The following is a 17,723-nucleotide window of genomic DNA, read 5'->3' as shown; positions in this document are numbered from 1 at the left end:
CCCCGCCGGTGGGGCCCTGGTGCGCCTACCAGCCCGCGAGCTGGCCCACGAACCACTCCGCCAGCGTGGCCGACACCGCCCCGTGCGGGCCGTTGCCGGTGTCGCAGCAGAACGCGTCGAGGAACGTCTCGTCCTTCGGCAGCTCCCGCAGGTCGGCGTACAGCTCGGACTGCCACGCCAGCGGCTCCCTGGCCAGCGCGATCGCGCTCACCGACGGGACGAAGCAGGTGCCGCGGAAGCGGTCCTGGATGGGCAGCCCCATCGCGTCCGCCACCCGGCCGAAGGCGTCCAGCGTGCCGCCGGGCGCGCCGTCGAAGGCCGCCACGTGCGAGGTCGCGCTCGTCCACACCGGCTCGCCGAAGCCGATCGCGCCGACGTTGCGGAGCTCGCCCCCGTCCGGCTGGATCCTGGCCGCCAGCCGCAGCGGGCCCTCGCCCAGGTCCAGCACCGGAGTGCCGGGCGGCAGGTCCGGCCCGCGGCCGTCGCCGCCGCCGTTGGCCAGGCCCAGCTTGTACGGCCGCATCGGGAACCGGCCGACCCGGCGCAGGTCCTCCAGCAGCTCCTTGCGCAGCGGGCTGGAGGAGGTCACCGGGCCCGAGTAGCCGGTGCCCGGCACCCACCCCCACAGCAGCTGCTGCGCCGCCGGGCTGCGGATCAGCTCGGCCTGCCCGGCCCCGTCGAGGCGCGGCTGGATCGTCTCGTGCAGGTACGCGAGCTGCTGCAGCACCAGCGGGATCCACGCCCCGAGGTGCGGGGTGTCGTAGGAGAAGTACTTGTCGGTCTGGTGGTCCACGCCCTCGCTCTCCATACGGGCCAGCGCGTACCGGGTGATCATGCCGCCCGTGCCGACGCCGCCGACGACGAGCGGCGTGTCGCCCTGGCGCTCCTGCAGCGTCCGCCGCAGGCAGGTGATCGCCACGCCCGCGTTCGCCTGCACGTACGTCTGCCGCTGGTCGAAGCCCAGCAGCACGACGTCGATGCCCATCGCCAGCACCTGGTCCAGCAGGCCGGGGACGCCCGGCTCGTACGGGGCGTCGAAGTGCCGCCACATGGAGGCCAGGTCGCTGGGCCCGTAGTTGAAGCCGTCGGCGAAGATCAGCGGCCGGACCGGCGCCGTGCGCCCCTCGGCCAGGTGGACATGGGCGCGGCCGGTCGCCACGTGCCCCCGGTGCGGCTGGTCCGCGACCAGCTCCCACACGGCGTCGGGCCGCCTCGCCTCCCCCTCGCGCACCGGCGGGGCGGCGAACCAGACGCCCGGATCGCCGAGCGCGCTCGCGATGCGTTCGATCTGGTCCGGGGCCAGGCTGCTCTCGACGGTCCTGGCGTTGATCTCGACGTCGATCCTCGGTTCCTGTGCCATGGTCGGATCCCCTCCCTACTCGGTCACTCACAGTAATCGAGGCAGGTGGAAGGGGAGAGGACGGCGCGCGTGGGTTCTGCGAGGCCGATCGACCGGCTTTGATCACGCGGAGGTTGAAGCGCAGTTCACCGGAGTGTCAGGAAACGGCGCTTCGCCGAGTTTGCTGGTTAACGCGGGGGTAGGGACGCGATGAGCCACATGAGCAGGGACGATCTGTTCCTGTCGTTACGGAGGTGAAAGCGATGGCACTCCCCACCAAGCGCCACAGAGCGCCCATGCAATGGGGCAACACGACGCTCCCGTCCCGCTCGTGGGACCCCTTCACCGAGTTCCAGCAGCTCTGGGACCAGATGGGCCGGCTGTTCGAGCAGGGCGAGGCCGACGCCGCCGTCTGGCGTCCGGTCGCCGAGACCGAGGAGGCGGCGGAGGCGTACCTGGTGCGCGCGGAGCTGCCGGGCCTCCGCAGGGACGAGGTCAACGTCGAGATCGACGGCAACGAGCTGTGCATCTCGGGCGAGATCAGCGAGGACGACAAGGGCAACCGGCTCAAGCGGCGCACCGGCAAGTTCGCCTACCGCACCATCCTGCCCGCGGACGCCGACACGGACCGGGTCGGCTGCGAGCTCAGCGACGGCGTGCTGACCGTGCGCGTCCCCAAGACCGAGCAGGGCCGCTCGCGCCGCATCTCGATACGGGGCTGACCGGGCGGGGGCGGGGCCATGGCCGGGAGCCAGGCGTTCTGGATCGACGCGGCCCGCGAGGGCGCGCAGGCCCGCTACGGAGAGCAGTTGCGCAGGTGGCGGCACCTGTTCGCGGCGGAACGGGAGACGGACGCCGCCGTCACGCTCGACCCGCTGCGGTTCGCGCTGGGCGCGTGGGAGGTCGCCACGCGCCCGATCACCGACGTGCCCTACGTGCGCTGCCACCCGCGCGTGCTCGACGCGACCTGCCACCGGCCGGAGGAGACGCGCGGCCCGCTGGCCGTGGTCGAGCTGGCCGTCCCCCCGCCGGTGCCGCTCCCCGCCGGCTGGCGCACCTGGCAGCGCAGCCCCGCCGGCGACGACCGGGAAGTCGGCGACGGCCGGGACGCCGGCGCGCCCGGGTACGCCGCGCCCCCGTACGAGCGGCCCACCGCCCTGACCACGCTGGAGCTGCGGGCCCCGCTGTCGCCGGGCCGGCTGCCCACCCCCACGCACGCCCGCGCCGCGGGCCTGCCGAACCTGGACGACGCCCAGGCGTCGCTGGAGGCGCTGGTGGCGGAGCTGAACGAGGTCGTCACACCCTTCCTGCGCGCCCTGGAGGAAGAAGAGGTGAACCCCCATGACCGGACGTGACGAGAACCCGGACGACGAGTTCTTCGCCCCCGTGCTGCGTGAGCCCCCGCCCGGCGGATCGGGCGCGCGGCAGGAGCCCGGGCCGGTGAGCGACACCGGCGTGCCCGGCGTCCACGGCGCGGGGCGGGGCGACTGGGCGAAGGAGCCGCCGCCCAGGAACTCCCTGAGCTACCGCCTGCTCGCCGCGGGCCTGGTCCTGCTGGCCGGGGTGGTCCTGGCCGTGTGGGCGCTGCTGGCCGGCCACCCGGCGCTGGCGATCGGGCCGGCCGTGGTGGCGCTGGCGGCGGCGGTGTACCTGGTGGCGTTCGGCGTGCGCCGGGCGCGATCGGACGGCGGGCCGCCCACCTTCGGGTGACCCGCGGCGGGGCGGAGCGCCCTGCCTCGACGAGGAGGAGGCACGACATGACGAACGAGCCCATCGACACCCGGCTCATCGACCGCGAGTGCGTGCGGAGGCTGCTGGAGTCCGACCGCGACGATGCGACGCTGGTCTTCGTCCGCGGCGAGTGCGTGGTGCTGCCCGACGCGGAGGTGGACGACGCGCACCGCGGGCTGGTCGTCGCCCGCCGCGACGAGGTGCTGGCCCAGCTCCCGAGCCAGGAGCTGACCGACCAGGTCCTCGACGACCTGGCGCACCGGCTGGACAACGTCGTCCGCGACCTGGGCGCCTGAGCACTGGTGCCGGGGCCCGGACCGGGGTTTGATCGAAGCACCCACGATCCGGGAGGCAGACAGTGGCATTCCAGCTCATCGTGCTCTACAACCACCCCGAGAGCACCGAGGCGTTCGACAAGCACTACGACGGCACGCACGCCCCGCTGGCCGCGCGGCTGCCGGGGCTGCGCTCCTACACGGTGACGCGGCCCGCGGCGGGGCCGGCGGGGCGGCCGCCGTACTATCTGGTCGCCGTGCTGACCTGGGACGACGAGGCCGCGTTCGGCGCGGCGATGGCCGGCGAGCACGGCAAGGCGACGGCCGCCGACCTGGCGAACTTCGCCGGGGCGGGCGTCGAGATGCTCGTGGGCCCCGCCACGGCGATCGTCTAGCGGGCGAAGGGGCGGCGGGACGGGCATCGCCGCCCCCGGGCCGGGGGTAAGCATCCCCTATCCCTCTGGAGACTCTACCGATTGTGTTCATATGAATACGTTCGGTGACGAGGAGCCGGCGATTGCGAGGGAAGATGCCCACGGACCCCACCGAACAGCGGCTGAGCCTGGACACCAGGGCCGCCCGCACCCTGGCCACCACCACCAAGACCCGCCCCCAGATGCAGGCCATCACCTCCCGGTGGCTGCTGCGCATGCTGCCCTGGGTGGACGTGCGCGGCGGCACCTACCGGGTCAACCGGCGCCTGACGCACCGGGTCGGGCGCGGCCGGGTGAGCGTGGTGCAGCAGGGGCCCGACGACGTCCGCGTCATCCCGGAGACGCTGGCCGAGCTGCGGGCGCTGCGCGGCTACGACGACCTCGACGTGCTCTCCGCCATCGCCGCGACGTTCACGCCCCGCGACGTCGCCCCCGGCGAGGTGATCGTGGAGGCCGGCGCGCCGGTCACCGAGACGTACGTCGTCGCCCACGGCCGCCTGGAGAAGCAGGCCGCCGGCCGGTACGGCGCCACCGAGGCCCTCGGCGTCATCACCGACGGCGACCAGTTCGGCGACGAGGCGCTCGGCCAGGACGACCCCCGCTGGTCGTGCACGGTGCGGGCGGCCACCGCCGGCACCGTCCTCGTCTCGCCGTGGGCCGCCTTCCAGCGCATCCTCGCCCGCGCCCCCGGTCTCCAGGCCCACCTCGACCGCTACCTCGCCGACGCCCGCAGGCCCGTCAACAAGCGCGGCGAGGCCGCGGTCGAGATCGCCGCCGGCCACGTGGGCGAGCCCACCATCGGCGGCACGTTCGTCGACTACGACCTGCGGCCCCGCGAGTACGAGCTGAGCGTCTCCCAGACCGTCCTCCGCGTGCACACCCGGGTGGCCGACCTCTACAACCACCCGATGAGCCAGCTCGACGAGCAGCTCCGCCTCACCGTGCACGAGATCCGCGAGCGCCAGGAGCACGAGCTGCTCAACAACCGCGAGTTCGGGCTGCTCCACAACGCCGACTACGACCAGCGCCTGTCCACCTGGTCGGGCCCGCCCACCCCCGACGACCTCGACGACCTCATCAGCATGCGCCGCAAGACCCGCCTGCTGCTGGCCCACCCGAGGGCGATCGCCGCGTTCTTCCGCGAGTGCAACAAGCGCGGGCTGGTGCCGGGCAGCGCCGAGGTGAACGGCCACGAGATCCCGGCCTGGCGCGGCATCCCGATCTTCCCCTGCGGCAAGATCCCGGTCAGCGAGCAGCAGACCACCTCGATCATCGCGATGCGCGTGGGCGAGGACGACCAGGGCGTGGTCGGCCTCCATCAGACCGGGCTGCCGGAGGAGCGCGAGCCGGGGCTCAGCGTGCGCTTCATGGGCATCAACGACCAGGCCGTGATGTCCTACCTGGTCACCGCCTACTACTCGGCGGCGATCCTGGTGCCCGACGCGATCGGCATCCTGGAGAACGCCGACGTCGCGGCCCCGCGCTCCTGATCCGGCCCCCTTCCCACGAGGAGCGTCATGCCTTCCCCCCGCGTCCCGGTGCTGCCCACCGGCCTCGGCACGTCCGCGCTCAGCCTCTGCCCGCCCGTCCCCGCACCCGCCGGGGAGGAGGGCGACGGCCACGAGCCCAACCTCGCGGCGCCGCCCCGGCACCTCAGCCTGGCCCCGCTGCCCTACGTCGAGCGGCCGTGGGGCGACGGCTCCTACCCGCCGCTGCTGTGCCCCGAGACCGTCCGCGTCGACGACCGGCTCGGCGCGGAGGTCGACCGGCGGCTGCTGGCCTGGGCCGAGCGGCTGGGCCTGCACGAGGGGCGGCTGGAGGAGTTCGCCCGCACCGGGTTCGGCCGGCTGATCATGCTGGCCCACCCCGACGCCGACGACCCCGACCTGCTGCTGATCGCCGCCCAGCTCAACACCGCCTGGTGGGCCGCCGACGACTACTACGCCGACGAGACCGACCTCGGCGCCACCCCGACCGAGCTGCCGCCCCGCCTGGCGCTGGTGATGTCCGCCATGGACCCGCCGCCGCCCGCCGGCGACTACACCCGCGAGCTGGAGGAGCACATCCAGGCCGACCCCGTGCTGGTCTCGCTCCGCTCGGCCACCGCCCACCTGCGCAGGCACGCCACCCCGGCCCAGGTCATGCGCATCTGCGGCATCACGTTCCAGATGTACGTGAGCTGGTGCGCCTACGCCGCCTGGCGCTACCTGGAGGCCCCGCCGCCGGTGTGGCGCTACCTCGCGGCCCGCCAGCACGACAGCTTCTACACCTCGATGACCCTCATCGACATCGTCGGCGGCTACCACCTGCCCGCCGACCTGTTCTGCGACCGCCGCTTCCACACCGCGCTGATGCAGGCCGGCACCGCCAGCGTCCTGGTCAACGACCTGCACTCGGTGGCCAAGGAGGCGGCCGACGAGCTGCCCGACAGCAACGTGATCCTGCTCATCGCCAACGAGGAGGGCTGCTCGGTCGAGGAGGCGACCGAGCGCGCCGTCCACCTGCACAACGACTTCGTCCGAGGTTTCGAGGCGAGCCGGCAGGCGCTGGCCGCCGTGCCGTCGCCGGAGCTGAAGCGCTTCCTGCGCGGCGCGCAGGCGTGGATGGCCGGCTGCCTCGAATGGCACGGCAGCAGCGCCCGCTACCAGTCATGACCGTCAGCAGAAAGGACCCCGCCCGCGTGACCACCACGAACGCCCACAACTCCGTGCTCGGCAGCCAGTACCAGCGCTCCGTCGCCGACTACTGGAACGCCGAGCGCAATCCCGTCAACCTCAGGCTGGGCGAGGTGGACGGCCTCTACCACCACCACTACGGCATCGGCCACGTCGACTGGTCGGTGCTGGAGGGGCCGGAGGAGAGCCGCGAGCAGCGCGTCGTCGGCGAGCTGCACCGGCTGGAGACCCAGCAGGCCGAGACGCTGGTCGGCCACCTCGGCAAGCTGGAGCCCGGCGACCGCGTCATGGACGCCGGCTCCGGCCGGGGCGGCTCCAGCTTCCTGGCCAACCTGCGGCACGGCTGCCAGGTGGACGGGGTGTCGATCTCCGAGTCGCAGGTCGCCTTCGCCAACGAGCAGGCGAGGCTGCGCGGCGTGGCCGACCAGGTGCGCTTCCACTTCCGCAACATGCTCGACACCCGCTTCGAGACCGGCGCGTTCCAGGCGATCTGGAACAACGAGAGCACCATGTACGTCGAGCTCTCGCTGCTGTTCGCCGAGCACTCCCGCCTGCTCAGGCGCGGCGGGCGCTACGTCTGCATCACCGGCTGCTACAACGACGCCTACGGCCTGCCCTCCCGGGCCATCAGCCAGATCAACGCCCACTACATCTGCGACATCCACTCCCGCAGCACCTACTTCAGGGAGCTGGTGGCCAACCGGCTGGTGCCGTGCAGCGTCATCGACATGACGGCGGCCACCATCCCCTACTGGGAGCTGCGGGCCAAGAGCCACCTGGCGACCGGCATCGAGGAGGCGTTCCTGGAGGCGTACAAGAACGGCAGCTTCCAGTACCTGCTCATCGCCGCCGACCGGGTGTGAGCCGGCCGGGCCGCCCGCCGGGCGGCCCGGCTACTTCTGCTGCTGCATGGTGGCGGTGACGGTGTTCTCCTTGCCGTCCCGCAGGTACGTGATGCGCACCTGCTGCCCCACGGTGAACCCGCGGACCTGCCCGACGACCGTGTCGCCGCCGTCGACCTTGGTGTCGCCGATCCTGGTGATGAGGTCGCCCTGCTTGAGGCCGGCCTTGTCCGCCGGGCTGCCCGCGCTCACCTGGCGGATCAGCGCGCCGGGCACGTCGCCGGTGGCGTCGGTGACGCTCACGCCGAGGAAGGCGTGGCTCACCTTGCCCTTGCTGATGAGCTGCTGCGACACCTGCTTGGCGGTGTTCACCGGGATCGCGAAGCCGAGGTTGACGCCCTCGGAGGAGACCGCGCTGTTGATGCCGACCAGCTCGCCGGCCGCGTTGACCAGCGCGCCGCCGGAGTTGCCCGGGTTGATCGCGGCGTCGGTCTGGATCATGCCGCCGAGCGTGGTGGTCTCGGTCTGCTGCTGCTGACCCCAGGGGAACTGCTGGCCGCCGCCGCCGTCGCCGGCGGTGACCGTGCGGTCGAGGGCGCTGACGATGCCCGCCGTCACGGTGCCGTCCAGGCCGAGCGGGCTGCCGACGGCGAGCACGTCGTCGCCGACCTTGAGCTGGTCGCTGTCGCCGAGCGTGGCCTTGGCCAGGCCCTTGACGCCTTCGGCGCGGATGACGGCGAGGTCGGTCGCCGGGTCGGTGCCCACCACGCTCGCCTTGGCGGTCCTGCCGTCGTTGAACTTGACCGTCAGCACGTCGCCCTGCCCGCTGACGACGTGGTTGTTGGTGAGGATGAGGCCGTCCTCCGACAGCACCACGCCGGAGCCCTCGGCCGTCCGCCCCTGGATCATCACCACCGACGGCTGCACCTTCGCCGCCACCTCAGCCACCGTGAGCTGGTCGGCCACGCTGCGGAAGACCGGGCTCGGCGCGCTCGCGCTCGCCGCCGCCACCGGCCGGTCGGCCCCGGCCAGGTACGCCCCGACGGCCCCGCCGCCGAGCGCCGTCACCCCGAGCGCGGCCGCGGCGGCCACCGCGAGCCCGGCGATCGCCTTGCGGGTCAGCAGGAACCCCGGCCGCCGCGGCGGCGGAGGCGGCGGCAGCGCCGGGCCGGCCGGTTCCCTGCGCGGGAACCCGCCCGCGGTGGGCGGCGTGTCGCCGAACTGGGTCCAGCCACCGGCTGCCTGCTCGCGAGGTTCGTTCGCGTCCATGTCATCTCCTAGCGTCCCGATGACACCAGGGTGATCAATGCCCGGTAAGACCTGCTTAAGGGAAAGATCGGGTGGCTCGTCCGGCTCTGACACCGGCCTTATCGCCGCTGGCCGGGGACGCCGGGCACGGCCGGAAATTCCCCCGAACTCGCTGCGGGCGCGCGCTGCCGGCCGCCGTGCACGCCGAACTCGACCTGCTGCTGACCCGTGAGCCCAGCCGGTGAATTTCGTGCGATTCCTTATGTGGCCTGAGTGAGGGTTTTCTCCCGCGCGCCGGCCTGCTGCAGGGCGGCGATAACGGCCTGTTCCACCGTGTCGTGCACGTGCAGAACGGTATTCGCCTGAGTCAGCTCCATGATTCCGGCGATCTTGGGATGCGGCGCGGCCAGATGCAGCACGGCGCCGTGCTGACGGGCGAAAGCGTGGGTGTTGAGCAGCACCCGCAGCCCGGCGCTGGCGAGGAAGGTGACCTCGCTCAGGTCGATGACCACGTGCTCGCCCGGCGCCCGCCGGTTGCGCTGGATGTAACGGTCGAACTCGCGGGCGGTGACCGAATCTATCTCGCCCGCCACGGAGATCACGCACACGCCCGGCAGATTCTGCACGGCGAACGTGAGATCCAGCATGCGATGCCCACCGATCGGAATTCGAGAACGAATTCTCAGGGAACATGGACAAGGCGTGGCTTGCCTTTACCGCACCATATCCGGGCGCCGCCCGGTGTAGAAGATGCGGCGGGCTAATTCTTACCTCGCCGGACGGTCGCGGCCGGCTCTCCTGGGGCGCATGACGATCGCGGCCACGTAGTAGGCGCACGGGGCGGCCCCCGGGTTGGCGTAGGAGTGCTCGACGTCGGCGGCGAAGTAGACCGAGTCGCCCGCGTCGAGGTCGAGCGCGCGCCCGCCCAGCGTGAGCCGGAGCGTGCCGGACTCGACGGCGACGTACTCGTGGGAGCCCGCCGCGTAGGCGGGGAAGGGGCCGGCGTCGCAGCCCGGCGGCAGCGTGGTGCGGATCCACTCGAAGTTGACCCCCGGCACCACCGGCGTCAGGACCGTCCTGCGCCAGCCGCCCGGCTCGTCGATGTGCTCCTGCTCGGCGGCCCTCCGCACCACGACGCGCTGGTCGTCGGGCGCGGCGACCAGCTCGGCCACCGGCACGCCGAGGCCCTCGGCGATGCGGGCCAGCACGACGATCGTGGGCGCCTTGTGGCCGCGCTCGACCGCGGACAGCATGCTGACGCTCACGTCGGCCGCGCGGGCGAGCTGCTGCAACGTCATGGCCCGGTCGTGGCGGAGCTCCTGAATGTGCCGGCCCAGGGCTTCGAGGTTCACCAAGAGCACATCGTACCGAAGGGGTGTAAGGCTTATAGTCGTCCTGCAACGGTTACAGGAGGTGCGAGTGATCATCCCGATCGCCGGTTACCCGGCGGGCGCCACAGTGGCGAGCGACCTGGTCGCCACCTCGCCGACGGTGCGGGGCGCGGCGGGGGAGGGGCTGCCGTCCCCCGGGGCGCTGGCGGAGTTCCTGGCCGGGCACGGCCTCGTCCTCGACGCCCCGCCGCCCGACGCGGCCGCCCTGCGCGAGGTTCACCTGCTGCGCCGCGAGACCCGCGGCGTCATCGAGACCGAGACGGAGGAGCAGGCCGTGGCCGGGGCCATGGTGCTGGCCGGGCGCGCCGGCCGCTCCCCGGTGCTGCGGCGCGACGACGACGGGGCCTGGCAGTGGCGCGTGCCCACCGCGCCCGGCGCGCCGCTGGCCGCCGAGCTGGCCGCGGTCATCGGCATCGGCCTGCTGGGCGCGGTGCGCGCGCTCGGCCACGGCCGCTTCCGCGCCTGCGCCGCCCCCGGCTGCCGGGGCGTGTTCGTGGACGTCAGCCGGGCGGGGCGGCGCGCGTACTGCACGCCGGACCGGTGCGGCAACCGGGTCAACGTCGCGCTGCACCGCGCCCGCCTCCGAGGCGCGGCCCGATGAGCGCCCTCGTCGGCGCGATCCGGCTGCGGGGCGTGGTCCGGTGAGCGCCCTCGTCGGCGCGATCCGGCTGCCGGACGGGTTGTGGGTGCGGGGGCGCGGGCTGCGGCGGCCCCTCCCGCCGGGCCCGGTCCCCGACTTCGGGCTCTACCTCGGCTCCGCCCGGCTCCGCCGCCGCCACGACGCGGCGCTGACCTGGCCGCACGAGTGGGTCGAGTGGCCCGACTTCCTGCTGCCCCGCGACCGCGACCTCGCCGTGCGCCGCATCAGGGAGCTGCGCGAGCGAGCGGCGGCCGGCCAGGCGGTGGAGGTGGCCTGCGGCGGCGGCGTCGGCCGCACCGGGACGGTGCTCGCCTGCCTGGCGGTGTCGTCCGGGCTGGACCCGGCCGCCGCCGTGGCGTGGACGCGCGAGCACCACCATCCCCGCGCGATCGAGACGCCCTGGCAACGCCGCTGGATCGCGCGCTTTCCTCTATAATGCGAGCGGATTTCGCTATAGAGAAAGGCGATCGCCGTGGCGCCCACCGCAGCCGTCATCCGCCCGGCCACCCCCGCCGACCTGGCGGCCGTGACCGCGATCAACGCCCACTACGTCGCCGAAACCGTGATCACCTTCGAGGAGAACCCGCCGTCGGAGGCCGACTGGCAGGCCAAGCTGGCCGACCTCACCGGCCGCGGCCTGCCCTTCCTCGTCGCCGACCTCGGCGGCGAGGTCGCCGGCTACGCCTACGCCGGTCCCTGGCGGCCCAAGCCCGCCTACCGGCACACGGTGGAGGACACGATCTACCTGGCCCCGGCCCACGTCGGCCGCGGCCTCGGCGACGCGCTGCTCGGCGAGCTGGTACGGCGGTCCGAGGCGGCCGGCCTGCGCCGCATGATCGCCGTCATCGCCGACGCGGGCGACGACCGCTCGGTGGCGCTGCACCGCCGCCACGGCTTCACCGAGGTAGGCCGGCTGACCGAGGTGGGCTTCAAGCTCGGCCGCTGGGTCGACACCACCCTGATGGAACGCCCGCTCGCGACAGCAGGTTGAGCGGGCTCAGGGGCCGCTGGGCGCGACGGGCGCGGCGGGCGTAGGCGAGGGTGCCGGCCACCGCCGCCGCCGTCAGGGCCCGGCGCACCATGGTCCTGCGCGCGCCGTGCCAGCCGCCCGTCACCGAGCCCGCCCCGTCCTCCGGCCGGTACAGGTTGCCCTCCGAGGCCGGCGCCGGCCGCCTCCGCGACAGGTGCGCCCGGTCCACCTCCACCGCCATCATCCGCTCGACCAGCCCCGGCGTCAGCTTCGACTGGCTTATGAGGTTGCGTGCCATCGGCCCGACCACGGCCTCCTTGCGCGGCCACCGCACCACGTCCACGATCGCCCGCGCCACCCGCTCGGCCCGGTACACCGGCGGCAGCGCCCGCACCTGGCGGCCCGTGTAGTTCGCGGCGTGCTGGAAGATCGGCGTGTCGATGGCGGCGGGCAGCACCGCGCACACCCGCACCCCGCGCAGCCCCTCCAGCCGCAGCTCCTGCCTGATGCTCGCGCTCAGCGACCGGACGGCCGCCTTCGACATGCAGTACGCCGCCGCGTACGGCTGCGCCACCGCCCCCGCCACGGACGAGACGTTCACCAGCACGCCCCGCCCCTGCTCCCGCAGGTACGGCAGCGCCGCCCTGGCCCCGTGCACGTACCCCATGACGTTGACGTCCAGCACCCGCCGGAAGTCCGCCAGCGGCACGTCGGAGAACGGGCCGAGCAGGTGCACGGCCGCGCAGTTCACCCACACGTCGATGCGCCCGAACCGCTCGGCCGCCCGCCGGGCCAGCTCCTGCACCGCGTGCGGGTCGGTCACGTCGGTGGGCACCGCGAGCGCCCGGCCGCCGGCCGCCTCGCACTCGCGCCGCGCCTCGGCCAGCGCCTCCTCGCGCCGGGCGGCCAGCACCACGGCGGCGCCCCGGGCGGCGAAGGCGCGGGCGGTCGCCCGGCCGATCCCGCTGGACGCGCCGGTGATCACGACGACCTTGTCCTTGACCTTCATGAGCGTCACGCCGTACCCGGCACCGGGGCCGCGAAACCGGACGATCATGCAGGTCGGGGGAGGTTTCTCCGGCCACAGGCGGGTAGCCGGACCGCATCCGAGCGGAGGAGCAGGCACCATGCGTTCGTCGTTCCGGTTGGGCCGTCTCGGCGGGGTCGAGGTCGGCGTCAACATCAGCGTGCTGGTCATCGTGCTGATCCTGGTGGCCGGGCTGGCCTTCGGGCAGTTCCCGCTCGCCTTCCCCGGTCGCTCCGTCGTGGCGTACCTGCTGGCCGGGCTGGCCTCCGCGGTGCTGTTCCTGGCCTCGCTGCTCGCGCACGAGCTGGCGCACGCCCTGGTGGCCAAGCGCAACGGCATCGAGGTGCCGCGCATCACGCTGTGGCTGCTCGGCGGGGTGGCGGAGCTGCGGAGCGAGCCCCGCACGCCGGGCGCGGACCTGCGGATCGCGATCGTCGGGCCGCTGACCAGCCTGGCCTGCGGGGTGGTGTCCGGCGCGCTGGCGCTGGTCACGGGGGGCGCGCCGCTGGTGGCCGGCATGTTCGCCTATCTTGCGGCGGTCAACGTGCTGCTCGCCGTGTTCAACCTGATCCCGGCCGCGCCGCTGGACGGCGGCCGGGTGCTGCGCGCCGCGCTCTGGGCCCGCTGGGGCGACCGGGTGCGCGCCGCCGTCGCCGCCGCCCGCGCCGGGCGCGTCTTCGGCTACGCGCTCATCGCCCTCGGTTTCCTCCAGGTCGTCACCGGGCTGGGCTTTCAGGGGCTGTGGCTGGTCCTGATCGGCCTGTTCCTGGTGAACGCCGCCAGCGCCGAGGAGCAGCAGGCCCAGCTCGGCGCCGCGCTGCACGGGGTGCGGGTCGGCGACGTCATGTCGGGCGAGCCCGTCACCGCCGCGCCGGACGAGACCGTCGCCGGGCTCATCGACCGGCTGGTGATGAGCCGGCGGCTGTCGACGTACCCGCTGGTGGACGCCGACGGCCTCTTCCTCGGCCTGGTGACGCTCAACCGGCTGCGCGAGGTGCCGCCCGAGCAGCGGGCGGCCACCCGGCTCGGCGACATCGCCTGCCCGCCGGAAGCCGTGCCGAAGGCCGTGCCCGACGAGCCGCTGACCGGCCTGCTGCCGCGGATGAGCGGCTGCGCCGACGGCCGGGCCGTGGTGCTCGGCCCGTCCGGCCGGCTCCTCGGGCTGCTCACCCCGAGCGACATCAGCCGCGCGATCCAGACCGCCGGCCTGCACGGCCACGACCCCTACCCGCACCCGCGCGGCGCCGACCTCACGGTGCCGCCGCAGCGCGAGCAGGAGCGGCGCCGTAGCGAGGTGTGACCGCCCCTCCTGCCGCGAACCGCGCCCGCGACGGCCCTGACCTGTCCATAATCATGGCCAGGAGTGAGCAGGTGTCGTCCGCCGCTGCGGGGGTAGCGGGGGAGGTCGCGCAAGAGCGGTCCCCGCGGCTGCCGGACCCGCCTCTTGATCACTACTGTAGGGGGCCGGGACGAAGGGTGGCGTGGGTGACCGTCAGCGCTGAAACGCAGATCACGGATCTGACGATCAACGATCACGCCTGCCTCACCTACGGCGAGAGCGAGGAGCTGCTCGACCTCACCGCCGCGTTCGTCCGCGACGGGCTGTCCGCCGGGCAGCGGGTCGTGTGGCTGGCCGAGGAGCCCGAGCGGCGGCTGGGCGAGCTGCGGCGGCGGGGCGTGGTCGCGCCGGCGGCCGCGGTCACCGGCCGCATGATGGTGCTGGCCTGCCAGGACAGCCTGCTGAACGGGCAGGCGTTCGCGGTGGGCCACGCGATGGCCTGGCTCCGCGACCAGATGGAGGTCACCAGCCAGGCGGGCTATCCGGGGTTGCGGGTGGCGCTCGACATGAGCTGGGCATTACGCCCGATCACCGGCATCGAGCAGCTCCCGGCGTTCGAGGAGGAGATCGCCTCCGCGCTGGGCGGGGTCAGCACGGCGGTGCTGTGCCAGTACGACCGCGAGCGCTTCGACCCGGTCACGCTCGCCTCCGTCTCCGGCTACCACACCCGTTCGGTCGCCGCGGCCACCTACCACCATGATCCGCTGCTGCGCATCTGCCGCCAGTACGCGCCCTCCGGCATCCGGCTGGCCGGGCAGCTCGACCGCACCGCCGAGAGCGCGCTCGGGCTGGCGCTCGCCGAGGCCATCCGGTTCGACGGCGAGGTGACGGTCAACATGGCGGAGCTGTCGTTCATCGACCTGTACTGCGCACGCATGATCATTGACGCCGCCCGTAGCCTGCCCCCGCCCCGCACGGCCGTGCTGCGCTGCAGCCCGGCGGTCAGCGCCCGGTTCCGCCTGCTCGGCGCGACCGGCGTCCCCGGAGTGAGCCTGGTGACCGCCCATGACGGATGACCGGCCCCCGCACAGCCGCCTCCCGGCCTCCGGCGGCGCAGCAGGTCCAGGCGGCCTGGAGAGCGTTGTGGATCAGCCCTTCGACCGCGATTCCCTGTACGTGCTCAGAGCGACGATGGAGGCGCACGCCGTCCAGGCCGGGCTGCCGGAGGGCCGCACGTCCGACCTCGTGCTCGCCGTCCACGAGCTGGCCACCAACGTCATCCTGCACGGCTCGGGCGCCGGCCGGGTCCGCATGCTGGCCGTGGACGGCCTGCTCCGGTGCGAGGTGATCGACTCCCGCGCCACCGCCGCGACGCGGGAGACCCCGCCGTGGCCCTACGAGTACGGCCACGGCCTGTGGATCGTCCGCTCCCTCGGCGACCTGCACAGCGTGACGCGCGGCCCCGGCGGCACCGTGGCCACCATCGGCTTCGCCGTCCCCGAGGCCGGCCGCCCCTCCTTCCGGCTGCTCCAGCACGAACGCGACGGCACCGTCACCCTGCGCCTGATCGGCGACCTCGACCAGACCACCTCCGGCGACCTCGTCGCCGCCGTCCAGGCGCTGCTGAAGGTCCGCGCGGCGGGCCGGCTCGTGCTGGACCTCGGCGGCATGACGTACTGGGACTCCACCGGCATCGCCGCCCTCCTGTCGGTGCAGGAGCGGGTCAGCGCCGTCCCCGGGGCCGCGCTCACGCTCAGCGGCCTGTCGGGCGACTTCCGCCGCCGCCTCGACGCCCTCTCCTTCCAGCCGCTCAGCTACGACGAGCCCGCCGGCTGACGCCGCCCCTACCTCCTCCTCCTCCTCCTCAGTCGTCGTCGCCCGGCCGCAGCAGCCCGGCCTCGTAGGCGTGCGCGACGAGCTGCGCGCGGCTGCGCAGCGACAGCTTGGCCAGCAGCCGGTTGATGTGCGTGCCGACCGTGGCCTGCGTGATGAACAGGCCGGCGGCGATCTCGGCGTTCGTCCTGCCGCGCGCCACCAGGCGCAGGATGTCGGTCTCGCGCGGGGTCAGCCCGTCCAGGGACGGCCGCGCGGCCCGGCGGCCGGCGTACCCGGCGATCACTCGCGGCGTCACGGCCGGGTCGAGCAGCGCCTCGCCCGTGGCCGCCGCCCGCAGGGCCGCGAAGAGCCGCTCCGGCGGCGAGGTCTTGAGCAGGAACCCGCTCACCCCGGCGGCGAGCGCCCCCTCCAGGTGCTCGTCCGTGTCGTACGTGGTCAGCAGGATCACCCGCGGCGGCTCCGGCAGGGCGAGGACGCGCCCGGCCGCGGTGAGCCCGGTCATCACCGGCATCGCGATGTCCAGCAGCGCCACGTCCGGGCGGAGCCGCCGGGCCAGCTCCACCGCCTCGCGGCCGTCGCGCGCCTCGCCCACGACCTCCAGGTCGTCCTGGGTGCCGATGACCAGCCGCAACCCGGCCCTGACCAGGTCCTGGTCGTCGGCCACCACGACGCGCACGCTCATCGCCCGCGCACCGCCGGGCCCACCGCCGGACCTGTCGCCGCCGCCCCGGCCCCAGCCCCCGCCCCGGGCAGCGGCAGCACGGCGTGCACCCGGTACCCGCCGCTCTCGCGCGGGCCCGCGTCGAACGCGCCGTGGAAGAGCGCCACCCGCTCCCTGATGCCGGTCAGCCCGTTGCCGCCGGACGGGACCAGCGGCCCGCGCCGCCCGTCGCGCGGCCCCTCGTCGGTGATCTCCAGGCACAGCTCGGCGTCGCCGTGCGTGACCTTGACCAGGGCTTCGGTGGGGCCGGCGTGCTTGAGTACGTTCGTCAGCGCCTCCTGCGCGATGCGGTAGGCCGACAGGTCGAGGCCCGCGGGCAGCGGCCGGGGGGTGCCCTCCACCTGGAGCGCGACGTCCAGGCCGGTCGAGCGCAGGTGCGTGACCAGCTCGGCCAGCCGGTCCAGGGTGGGCTGCGGGGCGGTGGCGTCGCCGTCCTGGACCGCCCGCAGCAGGTCCAGCATGCGGCGCAGCTCCTCCACCGCGCCGCGTCCGGTCTCCTCGATCAGCGCCAGCGCCTCGCGCTCCTGCCGCAGCTCCTGGGGCAGCATCAGCCGGACGCCGCCCGCCTGGAGCACCATGACGCTGACGCTGTGCGCGATGATGTCGTGCAGCTCGCGGGCGATGCGGGCGCGCTCGGTGGCCACCGCCTCGCGGGCGAGCAGCTCGCCGCGGGCGGCCAGCAGCTCGCTGCGCGCGTCGGCCCGGTCGGCGCGCAGCCCGTGCCGGCGCACCGCCACGCCCGCGCCGCCGGCGATGAGCGCCATCACGCCCGCCACCACGTACTCCTCCAGACCGGTCGAGGTGGTCAGGATCAGCCCGGACAGGAAGAACGCCGACATCCCGATCCCGGCGATCCCGCGCGGGCTGCCCAGCGGCACCTTGGTGAGCAGCGTGAACAACAACAGCAGCTCGGTGTACCACTGCCAGGCCCCGGGCGGCTGGTGGGCCAGCAGGAACACCGCGACGTTGACGCCGGTGAACACGCCCACCACCGCGAACGGGTACCGCCGCCGCACCAGCACCAGGGCCGCGGTGAGCACCGCCCCGGCCACCCAGAACGCCGGGACCGGCCGGTCGGGCAGGTCGGCGGGGTTGCGCAGCTCCTCGGTGAGCGCGAACAGGCCGATCACCGCGGCCACCAGCCAGTCGATCGCCCCCGGCCACTTCGAGCGGGGGACAGGGGAAGTGTCGGCCATGAGCGCAGCTTAGGTACCCGGCGCAAGAAGGTCATCCGCCCAGCGCCGCACGCCGGGTCCACCTCCGGGGGGACGCCGGGGTCCATGCACGCCTTGACGACGCGGGGGCCGCCCGGTTC

General features: G+C 74.0%; 21 protein-coding genes. 14 read left to right on the top strand and 7 right to left on the bottom strand.

Going from position 1 to position 17,723, the window contains the following annotated elements:
* Window positions 1-25: 25 nt before the first annotated feature.
* The gene (locus tag MF672_RS08310; protein ID WP_242375462.1) at window positions 26-1,360 is read right to left on the bottom strand and encodes a hypothetical protein; all 1,335 of its coding nucleotides are present in this window, start codon (window positions 1,358-1,360) and stop codon (window positions 26-28) included.
* 242 nt (window positions 1,361-1,602) lie between these two features.
* Between MF672_RS08310 and MF672_RS08305 the strand changes: the two genes are divergently transcribed.
* The 8 genes from MF672_RS08305 (at window position 1,603) to MF672_RS08270 (ending at window position 7,317) form a co-directional block, all read left to right on the top strand.
* Window positions 1,603-2,061: an Hsp20/alpha crystallin family protein gene (locus MF672_RS08305; RefSeq protein ID WP_242375461.1), complete on the top strand. Its 459-nt coding sequence runs from the start codon at window positions 1,603-1,605 to the stop codon at window positions 2,059-2,061.
* An 18-nt stretch (window positions 2,062-2,079) separates the two neighbouring features.
* Window positions 2,080-2,694 (top strand): hypothetical protein, encoded by a 615-nt coding sequence (locus MF672_RS08300; protein WP_242375460.1) that lies wholly within the window; start codon window positions 2,080-2,082, stop codon window positions 2,692-2,694.
* On the top strand, window positions 2,681-3,049 hold the full coding sequence (locus MF672_RS08295) for a hypothetical protein (protein ID WP_242375459.1): 369 nt from the start codon (window positions 2,681-2,683) through the stop codon (window positions 3,047-3,049). The genes MF672_RS08300 and MF672_RS08295 overlap by 14 nt, the downstream gene beginning before the upstream one ends.
* Window positions 3,050-3,096: 47 nt before the next feature.
* A complete protein-coding gene (locus MF672_RS08290) occupies window positions 3,097-3,366 on the top strand; it encodes a hypothetical protein (protein ID WP_242375458.1) in 270 nt (89 codons plus the stop codon).
* A gap of 62 nt (window positions 3,367-3,428) precedes the next feature.
* Window positions 3,429-3,740 carry an EthD family reductase gene (locus tag MF672_RS08285; RefSeq protein WP_242375457.1) on the top strand — a complete coding sequence of 104 codons (312 nt, stop codon included), beginning with the start codon at window positions 3,429-3,431 and terminating at the stop codon, window positions 3,738-3,740.
* A 134-nt stretch (window positions 3,741-3,874) separates the two neighbouring features.
* A complete protein-coding gene (locus MF672_RS08280; RefSeq protein WP_242375456.1) occupies window positions 3,875-5,269 on the top strand; it encodes a family 2B encapsulin nanocompartment shell protein in 1,395 nt (464 codons plus the stop codon).
* A gap of 27 nt (window positions 5,270-5,296) precedes the next feature.
* On the top strand, window positions 5,297-6,433 hold the full coding sequence (locus MF672_RS08275) for a family 2 encapsulin nanocompartment cargo protein terpene cyclase (RefSeq protein ID WP_242375455.1): 1,137 nt from the start codon (window positions 5,297-5,299) through the stop codon (window positions 6,431-6,433).
* Window positions 6,430-7,317: a geranyl diphosphate 2-C-methyltransferase gene (locus MF672_RS08270; RefSeq protein ID WP_242375454.1), complete on the top strand. Its 888-nt coding sequence runs from the start codon at window positions 6,430-6,432 to the stop codon at window positions 7,315-7,317. The genes MF672_RS08275 and MF672_RS08270 overlap by 4 nt, the downstream gene beginning before the upstream one ends.
* 30 nt (window positions 7,318-7,347) lie before the next feature.
* On the opposite strand, the gene MF672_RS08265 is transcribed toward MF672_RS08270, so the two are convergent.
* The 3 genes from MF672_RS08265 to MF672_RS08255 form a co-directional block, all read right to left on the bottom strand.
* Window positions 7,348-8,565, bottom strand: a complete 1,218-nt coding sequence (locus MF672_RS08265; protein WP_242375453.1) for a S1C family serine protease — start codon at window positions 8,563-8,565, stop codon at window positions 7,348-7,350.
* Between the two features lie 239 nt (window positions 8,566-8,804).
* Window positions 8,805-9,191 carry an STAS domain-containing protein gene (locus tag MF672_RS08260; protein WP_242375452.1) on the bottom strand — a complete coding sequence of 129 codons (387 nt, stop codon included), beginning with the start codon at window positions 9,189-9,191 and terminating at the stop codon, window positions 8,805-8,807.
* A 120-nt stretch (window positions 9,192-9,311) separates the two neighbouring features.
* On the bottom strand, window positions 9,312-9,896 hold the full coding sequence (locus MF672_RS08255) for a helix-turn-helix domain-containing protein (protein ID WP_242375508.1): 585 nt from the start codon (window positions 9,894-9,896) through the stop codon (window positions 9,312-9,314).
* Window positions 9,897-9,963: 67 nt separating this feature from the next.
* Here MF672_RS08255 and MF672_RS08250 point away from each other — a divergent pair, with 67 nt between their 5' ends.
* Genes MF672_RS08250 through MF672_RS08240 form a run of 3 tightly spaced genes read left to right on the top strand, consistent with a single transcriptional unit; the run spans window position 9,964 to window position 11,566 of the window.
* Complete coding sequence (locus MF672_RS08250) at window positions 9,964-10,536, top strand: CGNR zinc finger domain-containing protein (protein ID WP_242375451.1); 573 nt, start codon at window positions 9,964-9,966, stop codon at window positions 10,534-10,536.
* Between the two features lie 40 nt (window positions 10,537-10,576).
* Window positions 10,577-11,011, top strand: coding sequence for a phosphatase domain-containing protein (locus tag MF672_RS08245; RefSeq protein ID WP_242375450.1), 435 nt, complete (start codon window positions 10,577-10,579; stop codon window positions 11,009-11,011).
* Window positions 11,012-11,047: 36 nt separating this feature from the next.
* Complete coding sequence (locus MF672_RS08240; protein WP_242375449.1) at window positions 11,048-11,566, top strand: GNAT family N-acetyltransferase; 519 nt, start codon at window positions 11,048-11,050, stop codon at window positions 11,564-11,566.
* Here the strand turns inward: MF672_RS08240 and MF672_RS08235 are convergent.
* The gene (locus tag MF672_RS08235; RefSeq protein ID WP_242375448.1) at window positions 11,505-12,602 is read right to left on the bottom strand and encodes an SDR family oxidoreductase; all 1,098 of its coding nucleotides are present in this window, start codon (window positions 12,600-12,602) and stop codon (window positions 11,505-11,507) included. The two genes, MF672_RS08240 and MF672_RS08235, sit on opposite strands and share 62 nt — an antisense overlap.
* Before the next feature lie 70 nt (window positions 12,603-12,672).
* Here MF672_RS08235 and MF672_RS08230 point away from each other — a divergent pair, with 70 nt between their 5' ends.
* From MF672_RS08230 to MF672_RS08220, 3 genes are all read left to right on the top strand, one after another.
* Window positions 12,673-13,872, top strand: a complete 1,200-nt coding sequence (locus MF672_RS08230; RefSeq protein ID WP_242375447.1) for a site-2 protease family protein — start codon at window positions 12,673-12,675, stop codon at window positions 13,870-13,872.
* Window positions 13,873-14,057: 185 nt separating this feature from the next.
* On the top strand, window positions 14,058-14,927 hold the full coding sequence (locus MF672_RS08225) for an MEDS and STAS domain-containing protein (RefSeq protein ID WP_242375446.1): 870 nt from the start codon (window positions 14,058-14,060) through the stop codon (window positions 14,925-14,927).
* 67 nt (window positions 14,928-14,994) lie between these two features.
* Window positions 14,995-15,687 carry an ATP-binding protein gene (locus MF672_RS08220; protein ID WP_242375445.1) on the top strand — a complete coding sequence of 231 codons (693 nt, stop codon included), beginning with the start codon at window positions 14,995-14,997 and terminating at the stop codon, window positions 15,685-15,687.
* Window positions 15,688-15,715: 28 nt separating this feature from the next.
* Here MF672_RS08220 and MF672_RS08215 read toward each other — a convergent pair whose 3' ends face one another.
* On the bottom strand, window positions 15,716-16,369 hold the full coding sequence (locus tag MF672_RS08215; RefSeq protein WP_242375444.1) for a response regulator: 654 nt from the start codon (window positions 16,367-16,369) through the stop codon (window positions 15,716-15,718).
* Window positions 16,366-17,604: a sensor histidine kinase gene (locus tag MF672_RS08210; RefSeq protein WP_247815201.1), complete on the bottom strand. Its 1,239-nt coding sequence runs from the start codon at window positions 17,602-17,604 to the stop codon at window positions 16,366-16,368. The genes MF672_RS08215 and MF672_RS08210 overlap by 4 nt, the downstream gene beginning before the upstream one ends.
* Window positions 17,605-17,723: the final 119 nt, after the last annotated feature.

Origin of the sequence: Actinomadura luzonensis (assembly GCF_022664455.2) — a bacterium.
Taxonomy (GTDB): Bacteria; Actinomycetota; Actinomycetes; order Streptosporangiales; family Streptosporangiaceae; genus Nonomuraea; species Nonomuraea luzonensis.
The sequence above is the reverse complement of the archived record's forward strand: the minus strand, read 5'-3'. Positions and strand labels throughout refer to the sequence as shown.